Origin of the sequence: Delftia sp. RIT313 (assembly GCF_000632165.1) — a bacterium.
Lineage (GTDB): Bacteria > Pseudomonadota > Gammaproteobacteria > Burkholderiales > Burkholderiaceae_C > Comamonas > Comamonas acidovorans.
Genome location: NZ_JFYT01000098.1, coordinates 1 through 18,414, shown reverse-complemented (window position 1 = coordinate 18,414; position 18,414 = coordinate 1). Strand labels below are relative to the sequence as shown.

Below are 18,414 nucleotides of genomic sequence, written 5' to 3'. Positions count from 1 at the left end.
TCAACGCAGAGCAACTGCGCGAAGTGCTGCGCTCATCCGGCGTGGAACCCGCCGCCCCCACGCCGGATGAGCGCAGCACTTCGCGCAGTTGCTCTGCGTTGATGGCGGTGTCTTCGCTGCGCATGGCGGCCTGCTCCAGCACGTTGCGCAGCTCACGGATGTTGCCGCGCCAGGTCTGGCCGGCCAGCAGGGCTAGGGCGTCGGGCAGCAGTTCTGGCGGGGGCATGTCGTTGCGCAGGGCCAGTTCTTCGGAGAGGACTTCGACCAGGGCCGGGATGTCGCGCCTGCGTTCGCGCAGCGGCGGCACGCGGATGGGCAGCACGTGCAGGCGGTAGAAGAGGTCTTCCCGGAAGCGGCCATCGCGCACCATCTGCGGCAGGTCGCGCGAGGTGGCTGCCACCACGCGCACGTCAAAGCGCACGAGCTGGTTGGAGCCCAGCGGTTCGATCTCGCCCTCCTGCAGCGCGCGCAGCAGCTTGGCCTGCAGGTTCAGGGGCATGTCGCCGATTTCGTCGAGGAACAGCGTGCCGCCGTCGGCCAGCCTGAATTTGCCGTCGCGCGGCTTGCGGTCGGCGCCGGTGTAGGCGCCGGGGGCAACGCCGAAGAATTCGGCCTCCAGCAAGGCGTCCGGCACGGCGGCGATGTTGACGGTGACGAAGGGGCCGCCGGTGCGGGCCGATGCCGCGTGGATGGCATGGGCCAGCAGTTCCTTGCCGGTGCCGGTTTCGCCCAGCAGCAGCACGGGGCTGAGCGACTGGGCCGCGCGGCGCGCCTGGCGCTTGACCTCCACGGCCGCCGGGCTGCTGCCGACAAAGCTGGCAAAGCTGTACTTGGCGCGGCGCTCGCCCTGCACGGCCACGCGCAGGCTGCGGTTGCGCTGGGCGGCCAGCTCGCGCCGGGCCTCGTCCAGGTCGCGCTGCAGAACGGCGAACTTGCTGATGAGGGGCTGCAGCGTGGTCTCCGGCTGGTCGAAGAGCACGATGCCGATGGCACCGATGACCGCGCCCGCATCGTCCTTGAGCGGGATGCGGCTGACCACGAAGGTGCCGGCGCGGTTGGTGAGCAGGTCGATGAGTACGGGCTCGCCGGTTTCCAGCACGCGGCGCATGCGGGTGTTGGGGATGACGTCCTCGACCATGTGGCCCAGGAAGTCGTCCACCGAGGCCACGCCCAGGTCGGGCAGGAAGCGCTGGTAGCCCTCGTTGACCCAGACGATGCGCCCTGCCCTGTCGGCCAGGAACATGCCCTGGCTCATGGTGGAGAACAGCTGGAACATGGAGCGCGCTGCCAGCGCGAGGATGCCGTCGGCATCGAGCGGCAGGGGCTGGACCAGGGTGGGTGTGGGCGGCATGGATGGCATCCTAGCGGAGTCGCCTTGGGTCCCCTTGAGATCCCTTCTTGCAGCCTGCGGGTCTGCCGCGCTCAGCCCTGCGCGATGGCGACCTGGGCGCAGATGGCGCGGCACATCTGCGCCGCCTGCGCGTTGGCGATGAAGTAGTAGATGCTGACGCCTTCGCGACGCCGGCCCAGCACGCCGGCCTGGTACAGCGTGTTCAGGTGCTGGGACATGTTGGGCTGCGTGGTGGTGATGTCGGCGAGCAGTTCGGTCACGTTCTTCTCGCCATGGCACAACACGCTGATGATCTTCAGGCGCACGGGCGCCGCCATGGCACGGAACAGCTCCGCAGCGCTCTCAAACACGCTGTCGTCGCTCAGGTCCATGCTGTCATTGCGGCTGTCCATAGGCGTCTGTCATCCTGGTAATGGAGGGTGGGCGGTTGGCGGGCCGGCATGCTCGCCGCCCCATCGGGCTAGTTTATAGCCCGCAGGACGGCAGCGCAGGCTCGGCCCGGCTCGGGTTCGGCTTGATCTACGGCAAGGCGCCGTGTCATCGCTCAGAAATCAACCGTGGCCGACAGCATGAAAGTGCGCGGCGCGCCCAGACCCAGGCTGGTCCACAGCGGCGTGGCCCAGTAGGCCTTGTTGGCCACGTTGGTGATGCTGCCGCGCAGCGTGAGCGGGTGGCCGGCCGCCGTGGTCACATAGCGCGCGCCAACGTCGAACACGGTGCGGCCCGGCACGGACAGCGAGTTGTCGGCATTGATGTACTGCCTGGATGCCGTGGTGGCATTGGCCGTCAGCGTCAGGCCCTGCAGGGCAGGCACATCCCACTCCACGCCCAGCTTGCCCTGCAGCCTGGGCACGCCCGCCGCCAGCTTGCCCTGGTTCACGCCGCCGGCCGTGCGGGTGAGCTTGGGCTGTACGTAGGCAATGCCGCCCATCAGGCGCACGCCCGTGGCCACGTTGCCGAAGAAGCCCCATTCCACGCCCCGGTTGCGTTGCTCGCCGCCGAAGGAGAAGACGTTGGAGACAGGATCGGTGTAGCCGTTGGGGCGCTGGATCTCGTAGAGGCTGAAGGTGTGGGCGAAGTCGCCCAGGTCCAGCTTCAGGCCCAGCTCCTTTTGCCGGGACTTGTAGGGAGCGAACACTTCGCCCGCGTTGGCCGCCGTCATGGGTGCGGTGGCGCCCTGGCTCAGGCCTTCGATGTAGTTGGCGTAGACCGAGACACGCTCGCTGGCCTTCACCAGCAGCGCGGCGGCGGGCGTGGTGGCGCCTTCGTCATAGCGCGAGGTGCGCGCGCCCGTGGCCACGTTGAAGGTGTCGCTGAGCACCTGCTGGCGGCGCAGGCCCAGGGTGAGCTGCACGCGGTCCTGCGCGAAGGAAAGGGTGTCGGCCACGCCGATGCTGGTCAGCCGCAGTTCGGTGCGCGAGATCGGGGGCGCGTTGAAGCTGGTGGCCGGGCCCCAGATGGGGTTGTAGATGTTGGTGATCCAGTCCTGGGCCAGCACGTTGCGGCGGCCGAACTGCTTGTCGGTATGCGTGTAGTAGGTGGCGTTGAGCGCCCACTGGTGGCCCACGCCAGCCGTCTGGAACTTGCCCTTGAGGCCGGCCTCGGCCGACTTCTTGTCCATCTCGAATCCCAGGTCGGCCAGGTTGGTGCGGTAGTCGCCTGCCGTGTTGAAGACCTGGATCAGGTAGGCGCCCGTGGAGCGGTACCGGGTCTTGCTGGTGCCCACGGCGGCATAGGCCGTGACGCTGTCGCCCAGGTCAAGCTCGCCGCGCACCATGGCGCCCTTGTCCTTGGTGTCGTAGAAGGCCCAGCTGGGGTTGAGCAGGGCGTCGGCCTTGGGCGGCTTGGGCACGGGCAGGCCTGCGGCCAGGTTGATGCCGCGGTTCAGGCCGTCGGTGCGGTCATCGCTGCTGTACAGGTCGGCAGACAGGCGGGCACGGTCGCCGCGCCAGTCCAGGCCCAGCGAGGCCAGCCGGGTCTCTTTTTCCTGGTGGTTCACGGCGCCGTCGCCGTCGCGCAGCACGCCGTTGAAGCGGATGCCGAACTGCTTGCGCTCGCCGAACCGCCGGCCCAGGTCGATGTGGGCCCCCAGTTGCGCATCGGACATGAAGGATGTGGTCAGCCGCGTGAGCGGCTCGTCGCCCGCGCGCTTGGGCACGAGGTTGACCGTGCCGCCTACCGAGCCGCCGGGCGGCATGCCGTTGAGCAGGGCCGATGGGCCCTTGAGCACGTCCACGCGCTCGAACATTTCGGGCGATGCGCGGTAGAACGGCGCCACGCCAAACAACCCGCCAAAGGTGACATCGCCAATGCTGGAGCTGAAGCCGCGAATGGAATAGTTCTCGCTGATGATGCCGGTCATGCCCGTGCTGAACACGGTGGGGTCGGCGGCGGAGATCACGTCGGTGATGTCGCGGGCCTGGCGGTCGGCGATGAATTTCTCGGTGTAGCTGATGGTGTTGAAGGGCGTCTCCATGAAGTCCTTGTCGCCCAGCAGGCCGATGCGGCCGCCCGTGGAGACCTGGCCGCCCGCATAGGCTTCCGGCGCCTGCTGAGCCTGTGCGCGCACGGTGACGGCGGGCAGGAGCACGCCGCCCTCCACGGGCGCTGCCGCGTTGCGGTCACGGCCCAGGGTGTAGCTGCCGTTGGCTTCGCGCAGCGCGCGCAGGCCCTGGCCGCGCAGCAGCTCGGCAAAGCCTTCGGCCACGCTGTAGCTGCCCAACAGGCCTGCACTGCTGCGGCCTTGCAGCAGGCTGGAATCCACCGTCAGCTCCACGCCGGCCGCTGCGGCAAAGGCGTTGAGCGCCTGGCCCAGCGGGCCGGCGGGGATGTTGAAGGCGCGTCGGGCCTCGCCGGGTGCCGCCCCGGAGGCTGCTCCAGATGCGGCCCCCTGGGCAGCCGCCTGCGCCAGCGCGGACGGCATGGCCACGGCCAGGCCGCCCAGTGCCAGGCCCGCCATGCAAAGCATTTGCACGGCGATGGCCGTGTGCCTGGAGGCAAAGGCCGGGTGCGGCAGGGGGCGCGATGCGCCGTTGTGCGCGGGGCGGGATGGATGGCGTAGTGCCATGCGGGACTCCTTTCGATTCGGGTAGGCGTTGGGTGTTTCACCTTGTCTTCCGAACGAGAAAGCCAAACCCTCAATCGAGAATGCGATCAATTTGCAACCGCAGCGGCCACCGGGCCCGCGCCCGCTGCCGGCGCATCGCCGTAGCCCTTGAGCACGTCATCAACCATGAGCTTCACCGAGGTCACGCTGGCCGCCGTGACGTACCAGGCCTCTGAATCGACGAAGACCACGCGGTTGTTCTTCCAGGCGCTGGTCTGGCGCAGCAGCGGGTTGTCCATGCCTGCGGCGTCCATGCCCGGGCGGCGCTGCATGATGGCCGTGCGGTCGATCACGTAGAGGATGTCCGGGTTGGCCTGCTGTATGAATTCGCTGGAGATGGGCTGGCCGTGCAGGTCGGCCTCGGCCGCCGTGCTGGCGGGCTTGACGCCCAGCGCGTTGAAGACAAAGCCGTAGCGCGACTGCGGCCCGAAGGAGCTGAAGGCGCCGTTGTTGTGCATGACGATGAGGGCGGTCTCCGCACGGCCCTCGGTGGCGCGCCGGGCCTGGGCGACCTTGTCGTCCATCTCGGCGGCCTTGGCGCTCGCCAGGTCCTCCTTGCCGAAGATGCGGCCCAGGGTGAGCAGGTGATCGCGCACGGTGTCCAGGTGCCGGGTGCCGCTGTTCCTGAAGTCCACGTCGAAATGCACCGTGGGCGCAAAGCCCGAAATCTCCTGGTAGGCGCTGGCCTGGATGGGCGAGATCAGCACCAGGTCAGGCTTGAGCGCGTGCACGCGCTCCAGGTTGGGCTGGACGATGGAGCCCAGGTCCTGCACGCTGGCATCGTCCTTGTACCGTGCCAGGAAGTGGGGCACGAAGTCCTTGGGCATGCCGGCAATGGGCACGCCGAGCTGGTCGAGGAAGTCGGCCTCGTTCATGTCCAGCGCGGCCACGCGCTGCGGAAGGTGCTCCACCACCGTGGTGCCCAGCTGGTGCTGCACGGTGACGGGCTTGAACTCGCCGGCCGCCGCCTGCGGCGCTGCGGCCTGTGCCGACGGGTTGGCGGGCCGGTCGCAGGCCGACAGGGCCAGGGCAGCGGCCAGGGCCAACATGGAAGCGTGATGGGGAATGCGGAACAGACGGGTCACGGCTTTCTCTCCTGAAAAATGGGATGCATTGCGTTGGGTGTTTTTGGGAGGCCGGGGGCCGGCTCAGGCCCGGCCGCGCCCGCGCACCATGAGCGCGAGGAAGTAGCTGCCGCATACCAGGTTGACCAGGATGCCCACCGAGGTGCGGTAGTTGAAGACATGCTCCACCGCCAGTTGCGCCGCGATGAAGATGGACACGGCCACGGCGCAGCCCAGCGGCAGCGTGATGCGGTGGCGCGCCGTGCCCGCCAGCGCATAGCTGATGTGGGCCACGAAGATGCCCATGAAGGCCGTGGGCCCCAGCAGGCTGGTGGACACCGCCACCAGCGCGGCAATCAGCGCCAGTTGCAGGCGCAGCTGGCGCTGGTAGTGCACGCCCAGCGAGATGGCCTGCTCGCGCCCCAGGGCCAGCACGTCCAGCACGGGCAGGCTGCGCCGCACGATCACGCAGGCCACGGCCACGATCAGCGCCGACCACAGCAGCTGCGCGGGCCGCGCGCGATTGAACGAGGTGTAGCTGTAGCCCTGCAGCACAGAGAATTCGCCCGGGCTGATGCGCAGCTGCACGAACTGCGTAAAGGTGCCTATCACCATGCCCAGCACCAGGCCCAGCAGCAGCAGGAAGTACACGTTGTCCCGGCCCCCGCCCAGCAGCCAGCTTTGCAGGGCCCAGGAGTAGCCCAGCATGCAGGCCACCGACAGCCAGAAGTTGCCGCCGGGGCCCAGCACCACCAGGCTTTGCACGCCCATGGCCAGCACCAGCAGCGCCTGCAGCAGCAGGTAGACCGCCTCGTAACCCATGATGGCGGGGGTGAGGATGCGGTTGCCCGCAAGCGTCTGGAAGACGATGGACGACAGCGCAATGCAGATGCCGCCGATGACGATGGCCGACAGCCGCGTCAGCCGCCGTGCAATGACATAGCCGAAATCCAGCCCCGAGCCCAGCAGCACGAAGCAGGCCGCCAGCCCGACGGCAACCACGGCAGCCGCAATCCACGCGGTGGTGTGAGGCAAGGCCTTGCGCATCACGGCCTTCTGCGCAGGATGAGCACGAGAAAAAGCACGCCGCCCACGCTACCCGCAGTCAGGCCGATCGGCACCTCGAAGGGGTGCATGATCAGCCGGCCCACGATGTCGCAGGCCAGCAGCAGCGAGGCGCCGCTGAGCGCGACGATGGGCAGGGTGCGGCCCAGGTTCTCGCCGCATCGCATGGCCACCAGGTTGGGAATGACCAGGCCCACGAAGGGAATGGCGCCCACGGTGATGACCGTGGCCGAGACGGTGACCGCCACCAGCACCAGGCCCAGCGTGGCCAGCGCCGGATAGCTCAGCCCCAGGCTGGTGGCCATGCCCTCGCCCATGCCCAGCACGGTGAAGCGGTGCGCAAACGCATAGGTCAGCACCACGATGGGCACGATGAGGTAGATGATCTCGTAGTGGCCCTGCACGACGCGCGAGAAGTCGCCCAGCAGCCAGCCCTGCATGCTTTGCAGCAGGTTGTGGCGGAAGGCATGGAACTCGGCGATGGCGCTGAGCACGCTGCCGTACATCAGGCCCACCACGGGCACCAGCACCAGGTTGCGCAGGCGCATGCGGCGGATGATGGCCACGTACAGCAGGCTGGCGCCCAGGCAGAACACCAGCGCGAACACCATGCGCCAGGCCACGCCCCACGCGCCCGAGGTGAAGGCCGAGGCGGGCGCCACCGTCAGCGACACCAGAATGCCCAGCTTGGCCGCGTCCAGACCGCCGCAGGTAGCAGGCTCCACAAAGCGGTTCTGCACGATCTGCTGCAGCACCACGCCGCACACAGACAGACCTACGCCCGTGAGTACCAGCGCTGCCAGGCGCGGCAGGCGGCTGGCCGTGAGGGTGAGCCAGGCATCGCCCGACAGCGACAGCAGCTGCCCCCAGTCCACCTGCCGCGCGCCGATGAGCACGGACGCGCAGCACAGCGCGGCAAACGGCAGCAGCCACGGCGCCAGGCGCGGGGCCTGCGTCCCTGTCTTTGGCTTCGCAAGCTCGCTCAACGGAGGTCCTCGCCCGTGCCCGTGTCCGTTCCCGTGCGCGTTCCCGCAATGCGCCAGCCCTTGGCGGCGCGCCGCCGCGCCAGAAAGCGCGCGTACAGGCCCTGCGCCTGCGCCAGCTGCTGCGGCGTACCCTGCTCGCTGACGCGGCCCTGGTCCAGCACGATGATCTGGTCGGCCATGGCGACGGTGGACAGCTGGTGGGCAATCACGATCAGCGTGCGCCGGCCGCGCAGCCGCGCCAGCGCCTGGGCGATGGCCGCCTGGTTCTCGGCATCCAGCGCGGCCGTGGCCTCATCGATCAACAAAATGGGCGCATCCTTGATGAGCGCACGCGCAATGGCGATGCGCTGGCGCTCGCCGCCCGACAGGCGCGCCCCGCCCTCGCCCACGGGCGTGTCCAGACCCTGCGGCAGGCGACCGATGATTTCGGCCACGCCGGCCTGGCGGGCGGCCTCCATCACCTCGGCATCGCTGGCCTGCGGGCGGCCCATGCGGATGTTGTCGGCAATGGAGCCCTGAAAAAGGTAGCTGTCCTGAAAGATCTGGCTGATCTGCCCGGCCAGCCGCTCGCCCGCGATCTGACGCACGTCGATGCCGCCCACCAGAACGCTGCCCTGCTGCACATCGAAAAAGCGCGCGATCAGCCGCAGCACGGACGACTTGCCCGAGCCGGAGGCGCCCACCAGCGCCGTCATCGACCCAGGCTCCACACGCAGGCTCAGGCCGCGCAGCACCTCGGGCTGGCCCGGCGCGTAGCGGAACACCACATCGCGCAGCTCCACCGAGGCATCGCGCGGCGCGTGGGGTATGGCAGGCTCGGGCAGCGGCTGGACCGCGAGGATGTCGCGCACGGCATCGAGCTGCACGCGCGCGGCGCGCAGCGAGTCGGCGTAGCCGGCCACCTCCAGCAGCGGATCGACATGGCGGCAGGCCAGCAGCAGGGCCACGATCACGGGGATGGCGGCTTCCATTCCCATGCCCTGTGCTGCAACGCCGCCCAGGCGCTCGTCCAGCCACAGCGCGCCGGCCACCAGCAGGGCCGCAAACACGGCCTGCACGGCCCAGCCATTGAGCACGCCCGACAGCGCCGCCAGGCGGATGGATTGCGCGCCCGATGCGCGCTGCCGGCCCAGGGCCTGCTCCAGCCAGCGCGTGCCGCCGCCTTCGCCGTTGAAGGCGCGCAGCACGGACTGCGCCTGGGCAAACTCCACCATGCGCTGGCTGGCACCGGCCATGCTGCGCTGCAGGCGCTCGTCGGCACGGCGGCCCAGGTGCGCGGTGACCTGCAGCACGCGTGCCAGCAGCGGCAGCGCCAGCAGTGCAATCAGGCCCATGCGCCAGTCCATGGCACACAGTGCGGCCACTACGGCAAAGGGTGCCACGGCGCCGCTGAACACGGGCGTGAACACATGGGCCGGCAGCTGGGCCACTTCCATCATTCCCTGCGAAACGACGTGGTTGAGCCGGGCCGTGTTCTCGGGTGTGAACCATCCCACGGGCAGGCGGGATACATGGTCACCCAGGCGGTGGCGTGCCACGCGCAGCACGGCGGCGCCCAGGCCCAGGCCGGCTTTTTCCACCTGGCGCTGCCAGGCCCAGCACAGCACCACGCCCGCCAGCAGCACGGCCAGCCATGCCGCGGCGCCGCGCACATCGCCCGCCAGCAGGCGCGAAAGCACGGGCACCAGGGCCGTGACAACCAGGCCGCTGAGCAGGCCATGCAGCACGGCCATCCAGGCATAGCGGCGGAAAAGCCTGGCATCGTCGCCCAGCAGTTGCATCAGGGTCTTCAGCATGGCGGCAGCTCCGGGGCCAGGGCGGGGGTGGAAGGCTGGGCTTGCGTGGGCGGTGGGGCATACCCGCCCAGCGCCCACAGCCGCGCGTAGCGTCCGCCCAGCGCCAGCAGCTCGGCATGGCGGCCGCGCTCGCGGATGGCTCCGCCCTCCACCACCAGGATCTGGTCCGCATGCATGACGGTATCCAGCCGGTGGGCGATGACCAGCAGGGTGCGTCCGGCGGCCAGGCGCGACAGGGCCTGCTGGATGGCAGCCTCACTCTCGGCATCGGCGGCGGCCGTGGGTTCGTCCAGCACCAGCACGGGCGCATCCAGCAGTACAGCGCGCGCAATGCTCAGGCGCTGCTGTTCGCCGCCGGACAGCTGGGCGTCTTCGCCGATCACCGAGTCATAGCCGCGCGGCAGCGCCAGGATGCGCTCATGGATGTGGGCGGCGCGCGCCGCCTCTTCCACCTCCTGCGCGCCGGCCGAGGGCCGGCCCAGGGCGATGTTCTCGCGCACGCTGGCGTGCACCAGGCGCACGTCCTGCAGCACAAAGGCCAGGTGGCGGTACAGCTGCAGGGTCTCGATCTGCCGCAGGTCCACCCCGCCCAGCGTGATGCGGCCTTCGTTCGGGTCGAAGAAACGCAGCAACAGCCGGGCGAGCGTGGACTTGCCCGCGCCCGAGGCACCGACCACGGCGGTCACCGTGCCGGGCCTGAGCGTGAAATCCATGCCCTTGAGCACGTCATGCCCCGCCTCGTAGGCATGGCCCACGCCTTCGAAGCGGACTTCGCAGCCTTGGGGCAGCCTGCATTGATCGGCGGCCGGTTGCTCCAGCACGGGCGTGCGCAGCAGCGCCTGCACACGCTGGGCGGCGCCCGTGGCGTGGTTGAGCGCATGCAGGTTGAAGCTGAGCAGCTGCAGCGGCGCGCTGATGCCCGGCGCCACCAGGGCAAAGGGCAGCACGTCCACGGGCGCCATCCAGCCCAGGGCCGTGAACAGCGTGCCGAAGGCCAGCACCACGCCCAGCACGGCCACGGGCGCGATCAACGCATTGGCATTGGCGCGCGCCGACACCAGCGGACGCGCAAAGCCGAGGAAGGCGTCGGTAAAGCCATCGACGGCCTCGCGGTAGCTGCCATGGGCGCGCCCGCTGGCACCAAAGGCCTTGACCACGGGAATGCCGTGCACGAACTCCACCACCGCGTTGTTGATGCGCGCCAGTCCCGCGCCAAAGGCCGGCATATGGGCACTGCTGGCCTGCATGGCATGGCGCATCACCAGAAAGAAGATGCCGAACGGCAGGGCCGAGACCAGGGCCATGCGCCAGTCCATGGCCACCAGGTAGACCGCAGAAGCGGCCACCGTGCCCGCACCGCGCCCCACGGTGGTGTAGAAGTGCGCAGTCAGTTCGTGCAGGGTGGCCACGTCGTCCTGCATGGCCTGCTTGACCTGGCCCGAGGCCCGCTCGGTAAACCAGCCCAGCGGCACGCGCGCCAGCCGCTGCATGGCCGACAGGCGCAGCCCGTGGGTGAGGCGGTTGTCGGCCAGATGCGCAACCAGCTCGCCCGCCGACACCAGGGCCATGCCCGCGAACAGGCAGACAAGGCACAGCGCGATGACGCGCCAGGCCTCGGCCGCCACCATGCTGCCATCGGCCAGCGCAAGCCGCGCGATGTGGGCAATGCCGGCCAGCGGCGCCAGCGCCAGCACGGCGCCCGCAAACGACAGCAGCGCGGCAAGAACAAGCTGCGCACGGATGGGCTGCAGCGTCTGCGCAATGGGGCCGAGGCCGGCCTGGGGGTCATCGGCATCGGTGGAGTGCATGGGATTTCCTGGAAGGCATGGCGGAACAGAAAACAAGGGCTCTTGCCTGTCTTCCGAACGAGAACGCCAAACCCTCAATCCGCAGGGGCAGGAATTTGAATCAGCCGGTAACGGGTTCCGAGAAACGGGGAAGGCGCCGCGATGAAAGGCGCCTCAGCCCGCCGCCTGCACCATGACCCAATAGCGCGTGCGCGCGACCACCTGCACGGGCAGGCCCAGCGCCAGGTTGTGCAGGGCGCGGTCGGTATCGCGCAACGAGAACACGCCCGTGACGCGCAGGCCGGCCACCTGCGGGTCGCAGCGCAGCAGGCCCGTGCGGTAGCGCGCCAGTTCGGCCACCAGCTCGCCCAGCGGCATGTTGTCGGCCACCAGCACGCCGCGCGCCCAGGCGGCGGCGCTTTCCTGCGCGGCCACCGGGGGCTGGGCCAGATCGCCGGAGAAGACGGCGCCCTGCCCTGCCTCCACGCGCACCACCTGGCCCGGCGCCCGGGCGGGACGCACTTCCACCGCGCCCTCGAACACGGCCACGCGGGACTGCTCATCTTCCTGGCGCAGCGTGAAGCGCGTGCCCAGGGCCTGCACCGTGCCGTGGCGCGAGCGCACGCGCAGCGGGCGCGGTGTGCTTTGCGGATCAGGCGCAGTGGTCACGAGGATTTCGCCAGCGCGCAGCAGGATCAGGCGTTCGGCCCCGTCAAAGCGCAGGTCGATGGCCGAGGCCGAGGCCAGGACCACCTGCGTGCCATCCGGCAGCGTGATCTCGCGGACCTCGCCACGCGCCGTGCCATGGCTGGCAGCGGCGATTTGCCAGGCATCGGTGCCGCGCACCACATGGGCAATGCCACCGGCCATGGCCATGAAGCCCAGCAACTGCATGGCGCGGCGGCGGCCACGGCGTGGCGCCGGCGACGCAGCGGAGGTGTCCGCCAGCGCATGCCGCGCAATGCCGCCGGGCACGCTGCGCAGCTTGTCGTCAAAGGCCTGCAGCCGGCTCCAGGCCAGTTCGTGCCGCGGATGCTCGGCACGCCAGCGGGCGCAGGCGGCGCGGTCTTCGTCGCTGGCGTCATCGGCCCACAGCCGGGCCATCCATTCGGCGGCGCGCTGGACAATGGCCGGCTCCAGCAGCTCGCTGGAGGCGTCGGGCGATGCCGATGATGAGGACATGCGGGCGGGCCGGCCGTTCAGCACACCGGGCCGTGCAGCGCCTGGTAGCAGGCCAGCAGGCCGGCGGCGATGTATTTCTCCACCGAAGACACGGACACGCCCAGCTCGGCCGCGATGTCGCGGTAGGCCATGCCGTCGAGCTTGCACAGCAGCAAGGCCTTGCGCGCCTTGGGCGGCAGGCCGTTCAGTGCGGCGTCGATCTCCACCAGCGCCTCCAGCGCCAGGGCACGTGTTTCTTCGGAGGGCGCCATCTGCTCGGGCAGCAGGGCCAGCGCTTCAAGATAGGCCGCCTCCACGCGGCGGCGCCGGTACAGGTCGATCACCAGGCCGTTGGCGATCTGGGTGAGATGGCGGCGGTGCTCGTCGGCCGGCGGAACACGGCCGGTGCGCAGCAGTTGCAGGTAAACGTCGTGCGCCAGATCGGCCGCATCAAAGGCATTGCCCAGCTTGCGGCGCAGCAGGCCGCGCAGCCAGCCGTGGTGATCGGTGTAGAGAATTTCGACTTGTTGCTGAAGCGCAAACTCGGCGGCGGCCACGATACCCCTCCCTGTATCCCAGGGCGCAGGCAGGCCAGGGACGAATGACAAATGAGAACCATTTGCATTTTATAGGGAGACAGCCCCGCCGCCGCCAACGCCACCATCAACGCCACCTCCACCGCGTGCAGGCGCGGCTAGCGCGGCAGCAGGCCCGGCAGTATGGCGTTCAGATCCACCGCATCGGCCATGGCGCGGTTGCCTTCGTCGCCAGGATGCAGGCGATCGCCCGAGTCGAAGCGCGCCGCCATGCGGGAGGGATGGGCGCCATCGCGCAGCACGGCATCGAAGTCGATGACGGCATCGAAGGCACCGCTCAACCGTATCCATGCATTCACCTGCCGTCGCAGGTCGTCCTTGTCGTCCTGGTAGTAGTCGTCCAGCGGCGTGCCTGGCAAGGCGCCCTCGAAAGGCGGCAAGGTGGCGCCGATCACGCGCAGGCCGTGGCTGCGCGCCCTGGCAATCAATTGGCGATAGCCCTCTGCCATGTCCTGCAGCGTGGGACGCGGCGCCTGCCGCGCAAAGGCCGTGCCGGGCCAGGAAATATCGTTGATGCCCAGCAGCACGATGAGGCTGCGCACACCGGGCTGGGCCAACACATCACGCTCCAGCCGCGCCAGCGCATGCTCGCCCATGCCATCCGACAGCAGGCGCGCGCCCGAAATGCCGGCATTGACCACCGCCGCGCCGTGCGGCGCAAGGCGCGCAGCCAGGAAATCCGGCCAGCGGCTGTCCCGGTCCAGGCTGGCCGTGGCGCCGTCGGTGATGGAGTCGCCCATCACCGCTACCACGGGCGCCGCGGGCGCCGCGAGGTCGGCCTCGATCTGAATACCCGCCAACAGCGGGCGGGCCGTGCTGCTGATTGCGCCAGGGTCCGAAGTCAGCAGCGCCGCAGCAGCGGACTGGTCGCCCGCCACGATCCAGCCGGTCTGACGTCCATCCCAGTGAAAACTCTGCACAGGCGTGGCGCCGGGCACGTACAGGCTCACGGCCACCTGCGACAGCGAGGCCAGCGGCAAGGCCACAGGGTCGCTGACCAGGGATGCGCCTGCGGCAATGGTGGCTTGCGCGCTGCCGCCAAAGGTCACGGCCTGCAGGCTGCCAGCGTCAATGGCGCCCGCCGGCAACGGCTTTGCCACGGTCGCCCTGCCCACGGTCACAGGCTGGCCGCCATAGGCGTTGGAAAGCACGATGCGCAGGCGCGGCCCGCCCAGGCTGATGCGCGCCACCTGGCGCACGGTCTGATCCTGCAGCACAGCGGGCAGGTTGGTGGGAAAGAGGAAGTCCGCCCCCCAGACCGGCTGCGGGCTGGCCTGCCACGTGGCAGCCCAGTTGGAGGTTTCAGCCGAACCCGCCGGCACCGTCGAAGCCGCCAAGGCTGGCGTGGAAATCACAAGCGCCAGAAGTACCGCGCCCGAGGCCGTAGAAAGCGATGGAAAAAGTTGCCGCATGCAAGGAATCCGATGTCTGTCGATGGTGGGATCATGGATTCAAGGGCTGCGCGGGACTAGACAGTCTGCTGGAACACCATCTGTGAATTTGATTCACGATGAGGCCTGTGCTGTGCTTTGGTAGCGAGGATTGGGTGCGTATTCAAGCGCTTTTTTATAGGAGCGATGCAAGGCTGAGGCGGTCTTCTGACGGCAAAAATCACATCCTAGAGATTCACCCGCGTCAATTACCTGATGTCCAGATATTGCATTTCAGGCTTGAAATCGCCATGCTCACAATATTTCTTCGCCATTTCCGAAGTGTATTCAGTCGAATTCAAATTATTAGCCGTTGTCGCCTTCGTCACATAATAAATTTCTTCACTAGAGCTTACTTTTCCCACCAGATATAGATTTTCACCAAATCCATTCGAAATGTCCTGAAAAGCGCACCACCCTGATTTTATTTTCTCAACGCCCTTTTGAAGCAGCGCCACTCCATTTTTTGATGCTTTCATATTCATCTTTTTCTGAAAATCAATAGATTGAATTTTTTCCAGCTGAAAGAACATATAAAAATGATTAGTTTCCACATCAGCATATATTCTGATATTAAAGGCAGTTTTTGGTAAAAAAACGGGAACCCAAGAGATATATCTTTGCCCATCTTCATCCAATAGATCATAGGAAGAGAAGAAGCTCTCCTTTTCATTCTCGACTGAAGAAATAAGAAAAATAAATCCCAAAAGTGCAACCACAACGAATGATCCGAAAGATACTTTTATTATCTTCTTCATGGACATATATACTCAATACTCATAAAACAAGCGCTTATTTCGCAAAATCCAAAAATGAAAATCAAAAAATTCCTGTGGAGCCTTTATCCCTTACAGCCTAACCAATCTACGTCCGCCACCAAAAGCACCGTGACTTGGCGGGTGTCCCTGCCGTGCTGCATGCGTTCGGCGTGGGTGAGGCAGCTGCCATCCCTGTCGTAGTAATGGATATGTTTAGTACTATATGCGTGATACGCATGCTGCCGACAGTCACTCAGGTGCTGAGCTTAGGCGAGAAATTCATCATGCGTCCTAGAGAAAATCATCCTTGGTGGCTTTTTCATGCTACTGTGAATAAGTATTTTATTTTTAAAAATCTTTTCGCACAATAATTTCGTGACCAGAATTATTTCAATATTATCTTCTTTGCTTTCAATGATTATCGCATTTTTTCTATTGAAATTCTTAAAAAATGATCTCTCATTTAATCCAATCTTCTCTCCATCTATTTTTTCTTCTTTTATATAATCAAGAAATGGTTTAATGGTTGTTGTTTTATATTTTTTCTTCACCTCACTAAATATTTCACTAGGAGTTTTCTTTTTATTCAGATATTGATACTCAAAATACAACTCCCCCAATGATATGCATCCATCGGATCTACTCAGCAACATCCATTCTTTTTCATCTGCAGCCATGGAATTTTGAGCAAAAGTTAAAATAAATAGACTTATAGTTAATGCCAATTTTTTCATTTTTATTTGCTATCAATTTCAGGAAATAAAATTCTCCAATCGAAACAATAGCAGTCAAATTTTATTCCATTTTTGAAATCAATAATTTTATCTGCAGCAGATTCTACCTAGCTTTGCCCAGGATCGTTTTCTATTAATTTTGGGAATGGGCCATGTCTATGAAAGTCGCGCTTAATACAGCCCGTCTCCCTGTCATGGTGCTGCCCTCGTAGCCAGAAGGACTGGTGGATCTCTTCGGGTTGTATTTCTGGAAAGAATAGCCTCAAGGGCCAAGTTTTGCAGTCCGTATCACATATCTAGCCCAGTCCGTCAGGGCCTGCAGTGCGCTGCCCAGAGTACGCAGTTGCAGTGGAGGAGAGCAATGCTGCGCTATTACTACCATTGTGTCTGTGCACCACTCGGCATGCGCGCGGTGCTTCCGGTCTGTTCGCTCGGGGCGGGTGCGCTGGGGGTCCCATATTTTCCGAGTTTATGGCATATTTCAGCTTATATATTTTGCGGGCAATGTCTATAAAAAAACAGTCTATCAAACCTAATGAATTTGTTATTTTTTATTTGAGGGATTTTTTTCAAGAAATAATTTATTTATCTCAACATTGTCTTTCCATTTCTTAGCTAGCGAATTTGCTTTCTTTTTGTTTCCGTTGTCATAAAAATGCTTTACATAGTTGAATTGCGCCAGTTCATGCCCCAACAAGGCAGCTTTTTCCAGCCAAGTCATGGACTCTTCTTCATTGTATTCAGAAAGTGTATAGTACTCGTAAAGCCTATAAGAAGCCTTGGAATCAATTTCGGCCTTCTTTTTAAGATTAAAGATTTCATTTGGATTTAAATGATAAATTGACCCGGATGATTGATCTGAATTGGCTATGTTGGTCATTGTTATGAGTATGAATAGTATAAAAATGTACCGCATCATTTCCCCTTTGACGAAGGGTTGAAATCTATCATCTTTCCAGGGGCGGTCTTATCTTGAGCTCCTGCCGATGTCATTCCCATCGGCGTAGTGCTTCCATCACTGGAATACCACATGTATTGATCCGGTGCACTTACTTTTGCGCCCAATTCGTTTGCTAGTTTTTTCGCATATGGGTCATTTACCGATGCCGGTTGTAATATAGCCCCGTCTCCCTGTCATGATGCTGCCCCGGCAGCCGGATCGCCTAGTGGATGCCCTGCGGGTTGTATTCCTGCAGCACATTGCCCCAGGGGTCCAGCTTTGCGGCCCAAGCCACTTGGCCGGTCTGGTCCGTCAGAGCCATTGGCGTGCCAAGATGGTCGCAGTGGTAGAGGTCGATAGCGATGTGGGCGCGCTGTTCTCTCTCTTGTTCCTGGAGTTGGGCCTGCATGCCGCCGAGCAGGTAAGTGGTGCCGTCGGCCTGTTCGCCCAGCAGGGCCTGGGCACTGGGCGGCAGGCCGTGGTTCACGGTGTCGTAGATGTTTGGCGGTGTCTTGCTACATGTCACGCGGCATGGTGCTGAGCATGAAAATCTATCAGAGCAGCAGCTACTTTATGTTATCGAACTCTTGTCATACTTACAGTATGCCTACGCAAGAGTACAGCGCTTCGCCAGATTGCAGGGCCTAAATAAGAGTCAGGTGTCATTTCTTTTTATTCTCCTCCTCTGACGCTTACTATTACTTCTCCAAAAAATCAACACGAGAATAATTATCGGGCTAGTGAGCAAATAAATTGTTAACAACGTTTTTATATTTTTTGGAACTTCATAATAAACAGAGAAAAATACGCTTATTATCCAAATTGATGTGTATATTATTTTTCTTGCTGAATGAAAATATATAGATCCAATAATGCAAATTAAAAATATGAAAAATATTGCCCAGAAATAATACATCACCTCATCGGTTGCAAAAGCAAAAGCCGGCATAGGTAATGCAAGAAGAAAAATCAGCCTAATCGCATCCACAAGTAATTTTGAACGCATTGATGTCATTCCCTTTGAAACCTTTCCAAGCTTGTTCTGTGATTTTTCTTAGATCACTATTCTCACCCGGTTGTACTATTTCCTGGCTTACATGGTGTGCTTTATCAAGAAATCCTTCTTCACCGCTCCATACCTGAAAACCCCTGTGTGACGGGGATGTAGAGTCTTGCATTGCGTGTAATGCGGCTCCAAAATGGAAATATGCCTCATCCATATTTCCTGATTTTTTCTTTGCCAAGGCTTCTGAAGCATGTTTATTTATGAATTCATTTGTTTTTGAGCATGCATCTTTAATTGACGTGTGTGGTGAGTTACGCATTGCATGCATATACGAATATTCTCCCGTCTGATGCTGAGGAGCATCTGCCCATATTTGCCCGTCATTTATTTTCCTAACGGAATCTAGACTTATTTCTTTTCCGTAGACTAAGTATCCGGCTCTTTGGTGAACATATGCTCCTTTTTGAGATCCCCACAGACCCAATGGATCAATTCCCCAATTTGGGTCTTTTATGTAGATTGATAGATTGATTCCGCCACTCAATCCCATCGGATCTTGATTGATATAACTCCCCACCACCGGATCGTAATACCGATGCCGGTTGTAATACAGCCCCGTCTCCCTGTCATGGTG

15 protein-coding genes and 1 pseudogene are annotated in these 18,414 nt (G+C 63.3%); all 16 read right to left on the bottom strand.

Annotation, left to right across the window (positions count from 1 at the left end; translation table 11 throughout):
* Window positions 1-1,351, bottom strand: a 1,351-nt coding sequence (locus BW39_RS27070) for a sigma-54 interaction domain-containing protein (protein WP_052155442.1), incomplete at its 3' end; no start/stop codon positions are given.
* 71 nt (window positions 1,352-1,422) lie between these two features.
* Window positions 1,423-1,743 carry an ArsR/SmtB family transcription factor gene (locus BW39_RS27065; protein ID WP_013803351.1) on the bottom strand — a complete coding sequence of 107 codons (321 nt, stop codon included), beginning with the start codon at window positions 1,741-1,743 and terminating at the stop codon, window positions 1,423-1,425.
* A 152-nt stretch (window positions 1,744-1,895) separates the two neighbouring features.
* Window positions 1,896-4,418, bottom strand: a complete 2,523-nt coding sequence (locus tag BW39_RS27060) for a TonB-dependent receptor (RefSeq protein WP_043825274.1) — start codon at window positions 4,416-4,418, stop codon at window positions 1,896-1,898.
* 86 nt (window positions 4,419-4,504) lie between these two features.
* A complete protein-coding gene (locus BW39_RS27055; RefSeq protein ID WP_200871550.1) occupies window positions 4,505-5,506 on the bottom strand; it encodes a siderophore ABC transporter substrate-binding protein in 1,002 nt (333 codons plus the stop codon).
* A 99-nt stretch (window positions 5,507-5,605) separates the two neighbouring features.
* Window positions 5,606-6,568, bottom strand: a complete 963-nt coding sequence (locus BW39_RS27050) for an iron chelate uptake ABC transporter family permease subunit (protein WP_043825271.1) — start codon at window positions 6,566-6,568, stop codon at window positions 5,606-5,608.
* On the bottom strand, window positions 6,568-7,572 hold the full coding sequence (locus BW39_RS27045; protein ID WP_043825269.1) for an ABC transporter permease: 1,005 nt from the start codon (window positions 7,570-7,572) through the stop codon (window positions 6,568-6,570). The genes BW39_RS27050 and BW39_RS27045 overlap by 1 nt, the downstream gene beginning before the upstream one ends.
* Window positions 7,569-9,368, bottom strand: a complete 1,800-nt coding sequence (locus tag BW39_RS27040; protein WP_043825267.1) for an ABC transporter ATP-binding protein — start codon at window positions 9,366-9,368, stop codon at window positions 7,569-7,571. Before BW39_RS27040 ends, BW39_RS27045 begins: the two co-directional genes overlap by 4 nt.
* Window positions 9,362-11,176 carry an ABC transporter ATP-binding protein gene (locus tag BW39_RS27035; RefSeq protein WP_043825266.1) on the bottom strand — a complete coding sequence of 605 codons (1,815 nt, stop codon included), beginning with the start codon at window positions 11,174-11,176 and terminating at the stop codon, window positions 9,362-9,364. The genes BW39_RS27040 and BW39_RS27035 overlap by 7 nt, the downstream gene beginning before the upstream one ends.
* A 153-nt stretch (window positions 11,177-11,329) precedes the next feature.
* Window positions 11,330-12,337 carry a FecR domain-containing protein gene (locus BW39_RS27030; RefSeq protein WP_043825276.1) on the bottom strand — a complete coding sequence of 336 codons (1,008 nt, stop codon included), beginning with the start codon at window positions 12,335-12,337 and terminating at the stop codon, window positions 11,330-11,332.
* Window positions 12,338-12,354: 17 nt separating this feature from the next.
* On the bottom strand, window positions 12,355-12,873 hold the full coding sequence (locus BW39_RS27025) for a sigma-70 family RNA polymerase sigma factor (protein WP_013803359.1): 519 nt from the start codon (window positions 12,871-12,873) through the stop codon (window positions 12,355-12,357).
* 137 nt (window positions 12,874-13,010) lie between these two features.
* Window positions 13,011-14,324, bottom strand: coding sequence for an SGNH/GDSL hydrolase family protein (locus BW39_RS27020; protein ID WP_043825264.1), 1,314 nt, complete (start codon window positions 14,322-14,324; stop codon window positions 13,011-13,013).
* Between the two features lie 227 nt (window positions 14,325-14,551).
* Window positions 14,552-15,106 (bottom strand): hypothetical protein, encoded by a 555-nt coding sequence (locus BW39_RS31415; RefSeq protein WP_152547329.1) that lies wholly within the window; start codon window positions 15,104-15,106, stop codon window positions 14,552-14,554.
* Window positions 15,107-15,366: 260 nt separating this feature from the next.
* On the bottom strand, window positions 15,367-15,834 hold the full coding sequence (locus BW39_RS31410) for a hypothetical protein (RefSeq protein ID WP_152547328.1): 468 nt from the start codon (window positions 15,832-15,834) through the stop codon (window positions 15,367-15,369).
* 544 nt (window positions 15,835-16,378) lie between these two features.
* The gene (locus tag BW39_RS31405) at window positions 16,379-16,714 is read right to left on the bottom strand and encodes a hypothetical protein (RefSeq protein ID WP_152547327.1); all 336 of its coding nucleotides are present in this window, start codon (window positions 16,712-16,714) and stop codon (window positions 16,379-16,381) included.
* Between the two features lie 220 nt (window positions 16,715-16,934).
* A pseudogene (locus BW39_RS31400) lies at window positions 16,935-17,319 on the bottom strand (RHS domain-containing protein); the annotation flags it as partial.
* Window positions 17,320-17,748: 429 nt separating this feature from the next.
* Window positions 17,749-18,414: RHS repeat-associated core domain-containing protein (locus BW39_RS32250; protein ID WP_326923866.1), on the bottom strand; the 666-nt coding region annotated here is incomplete at its 5' end.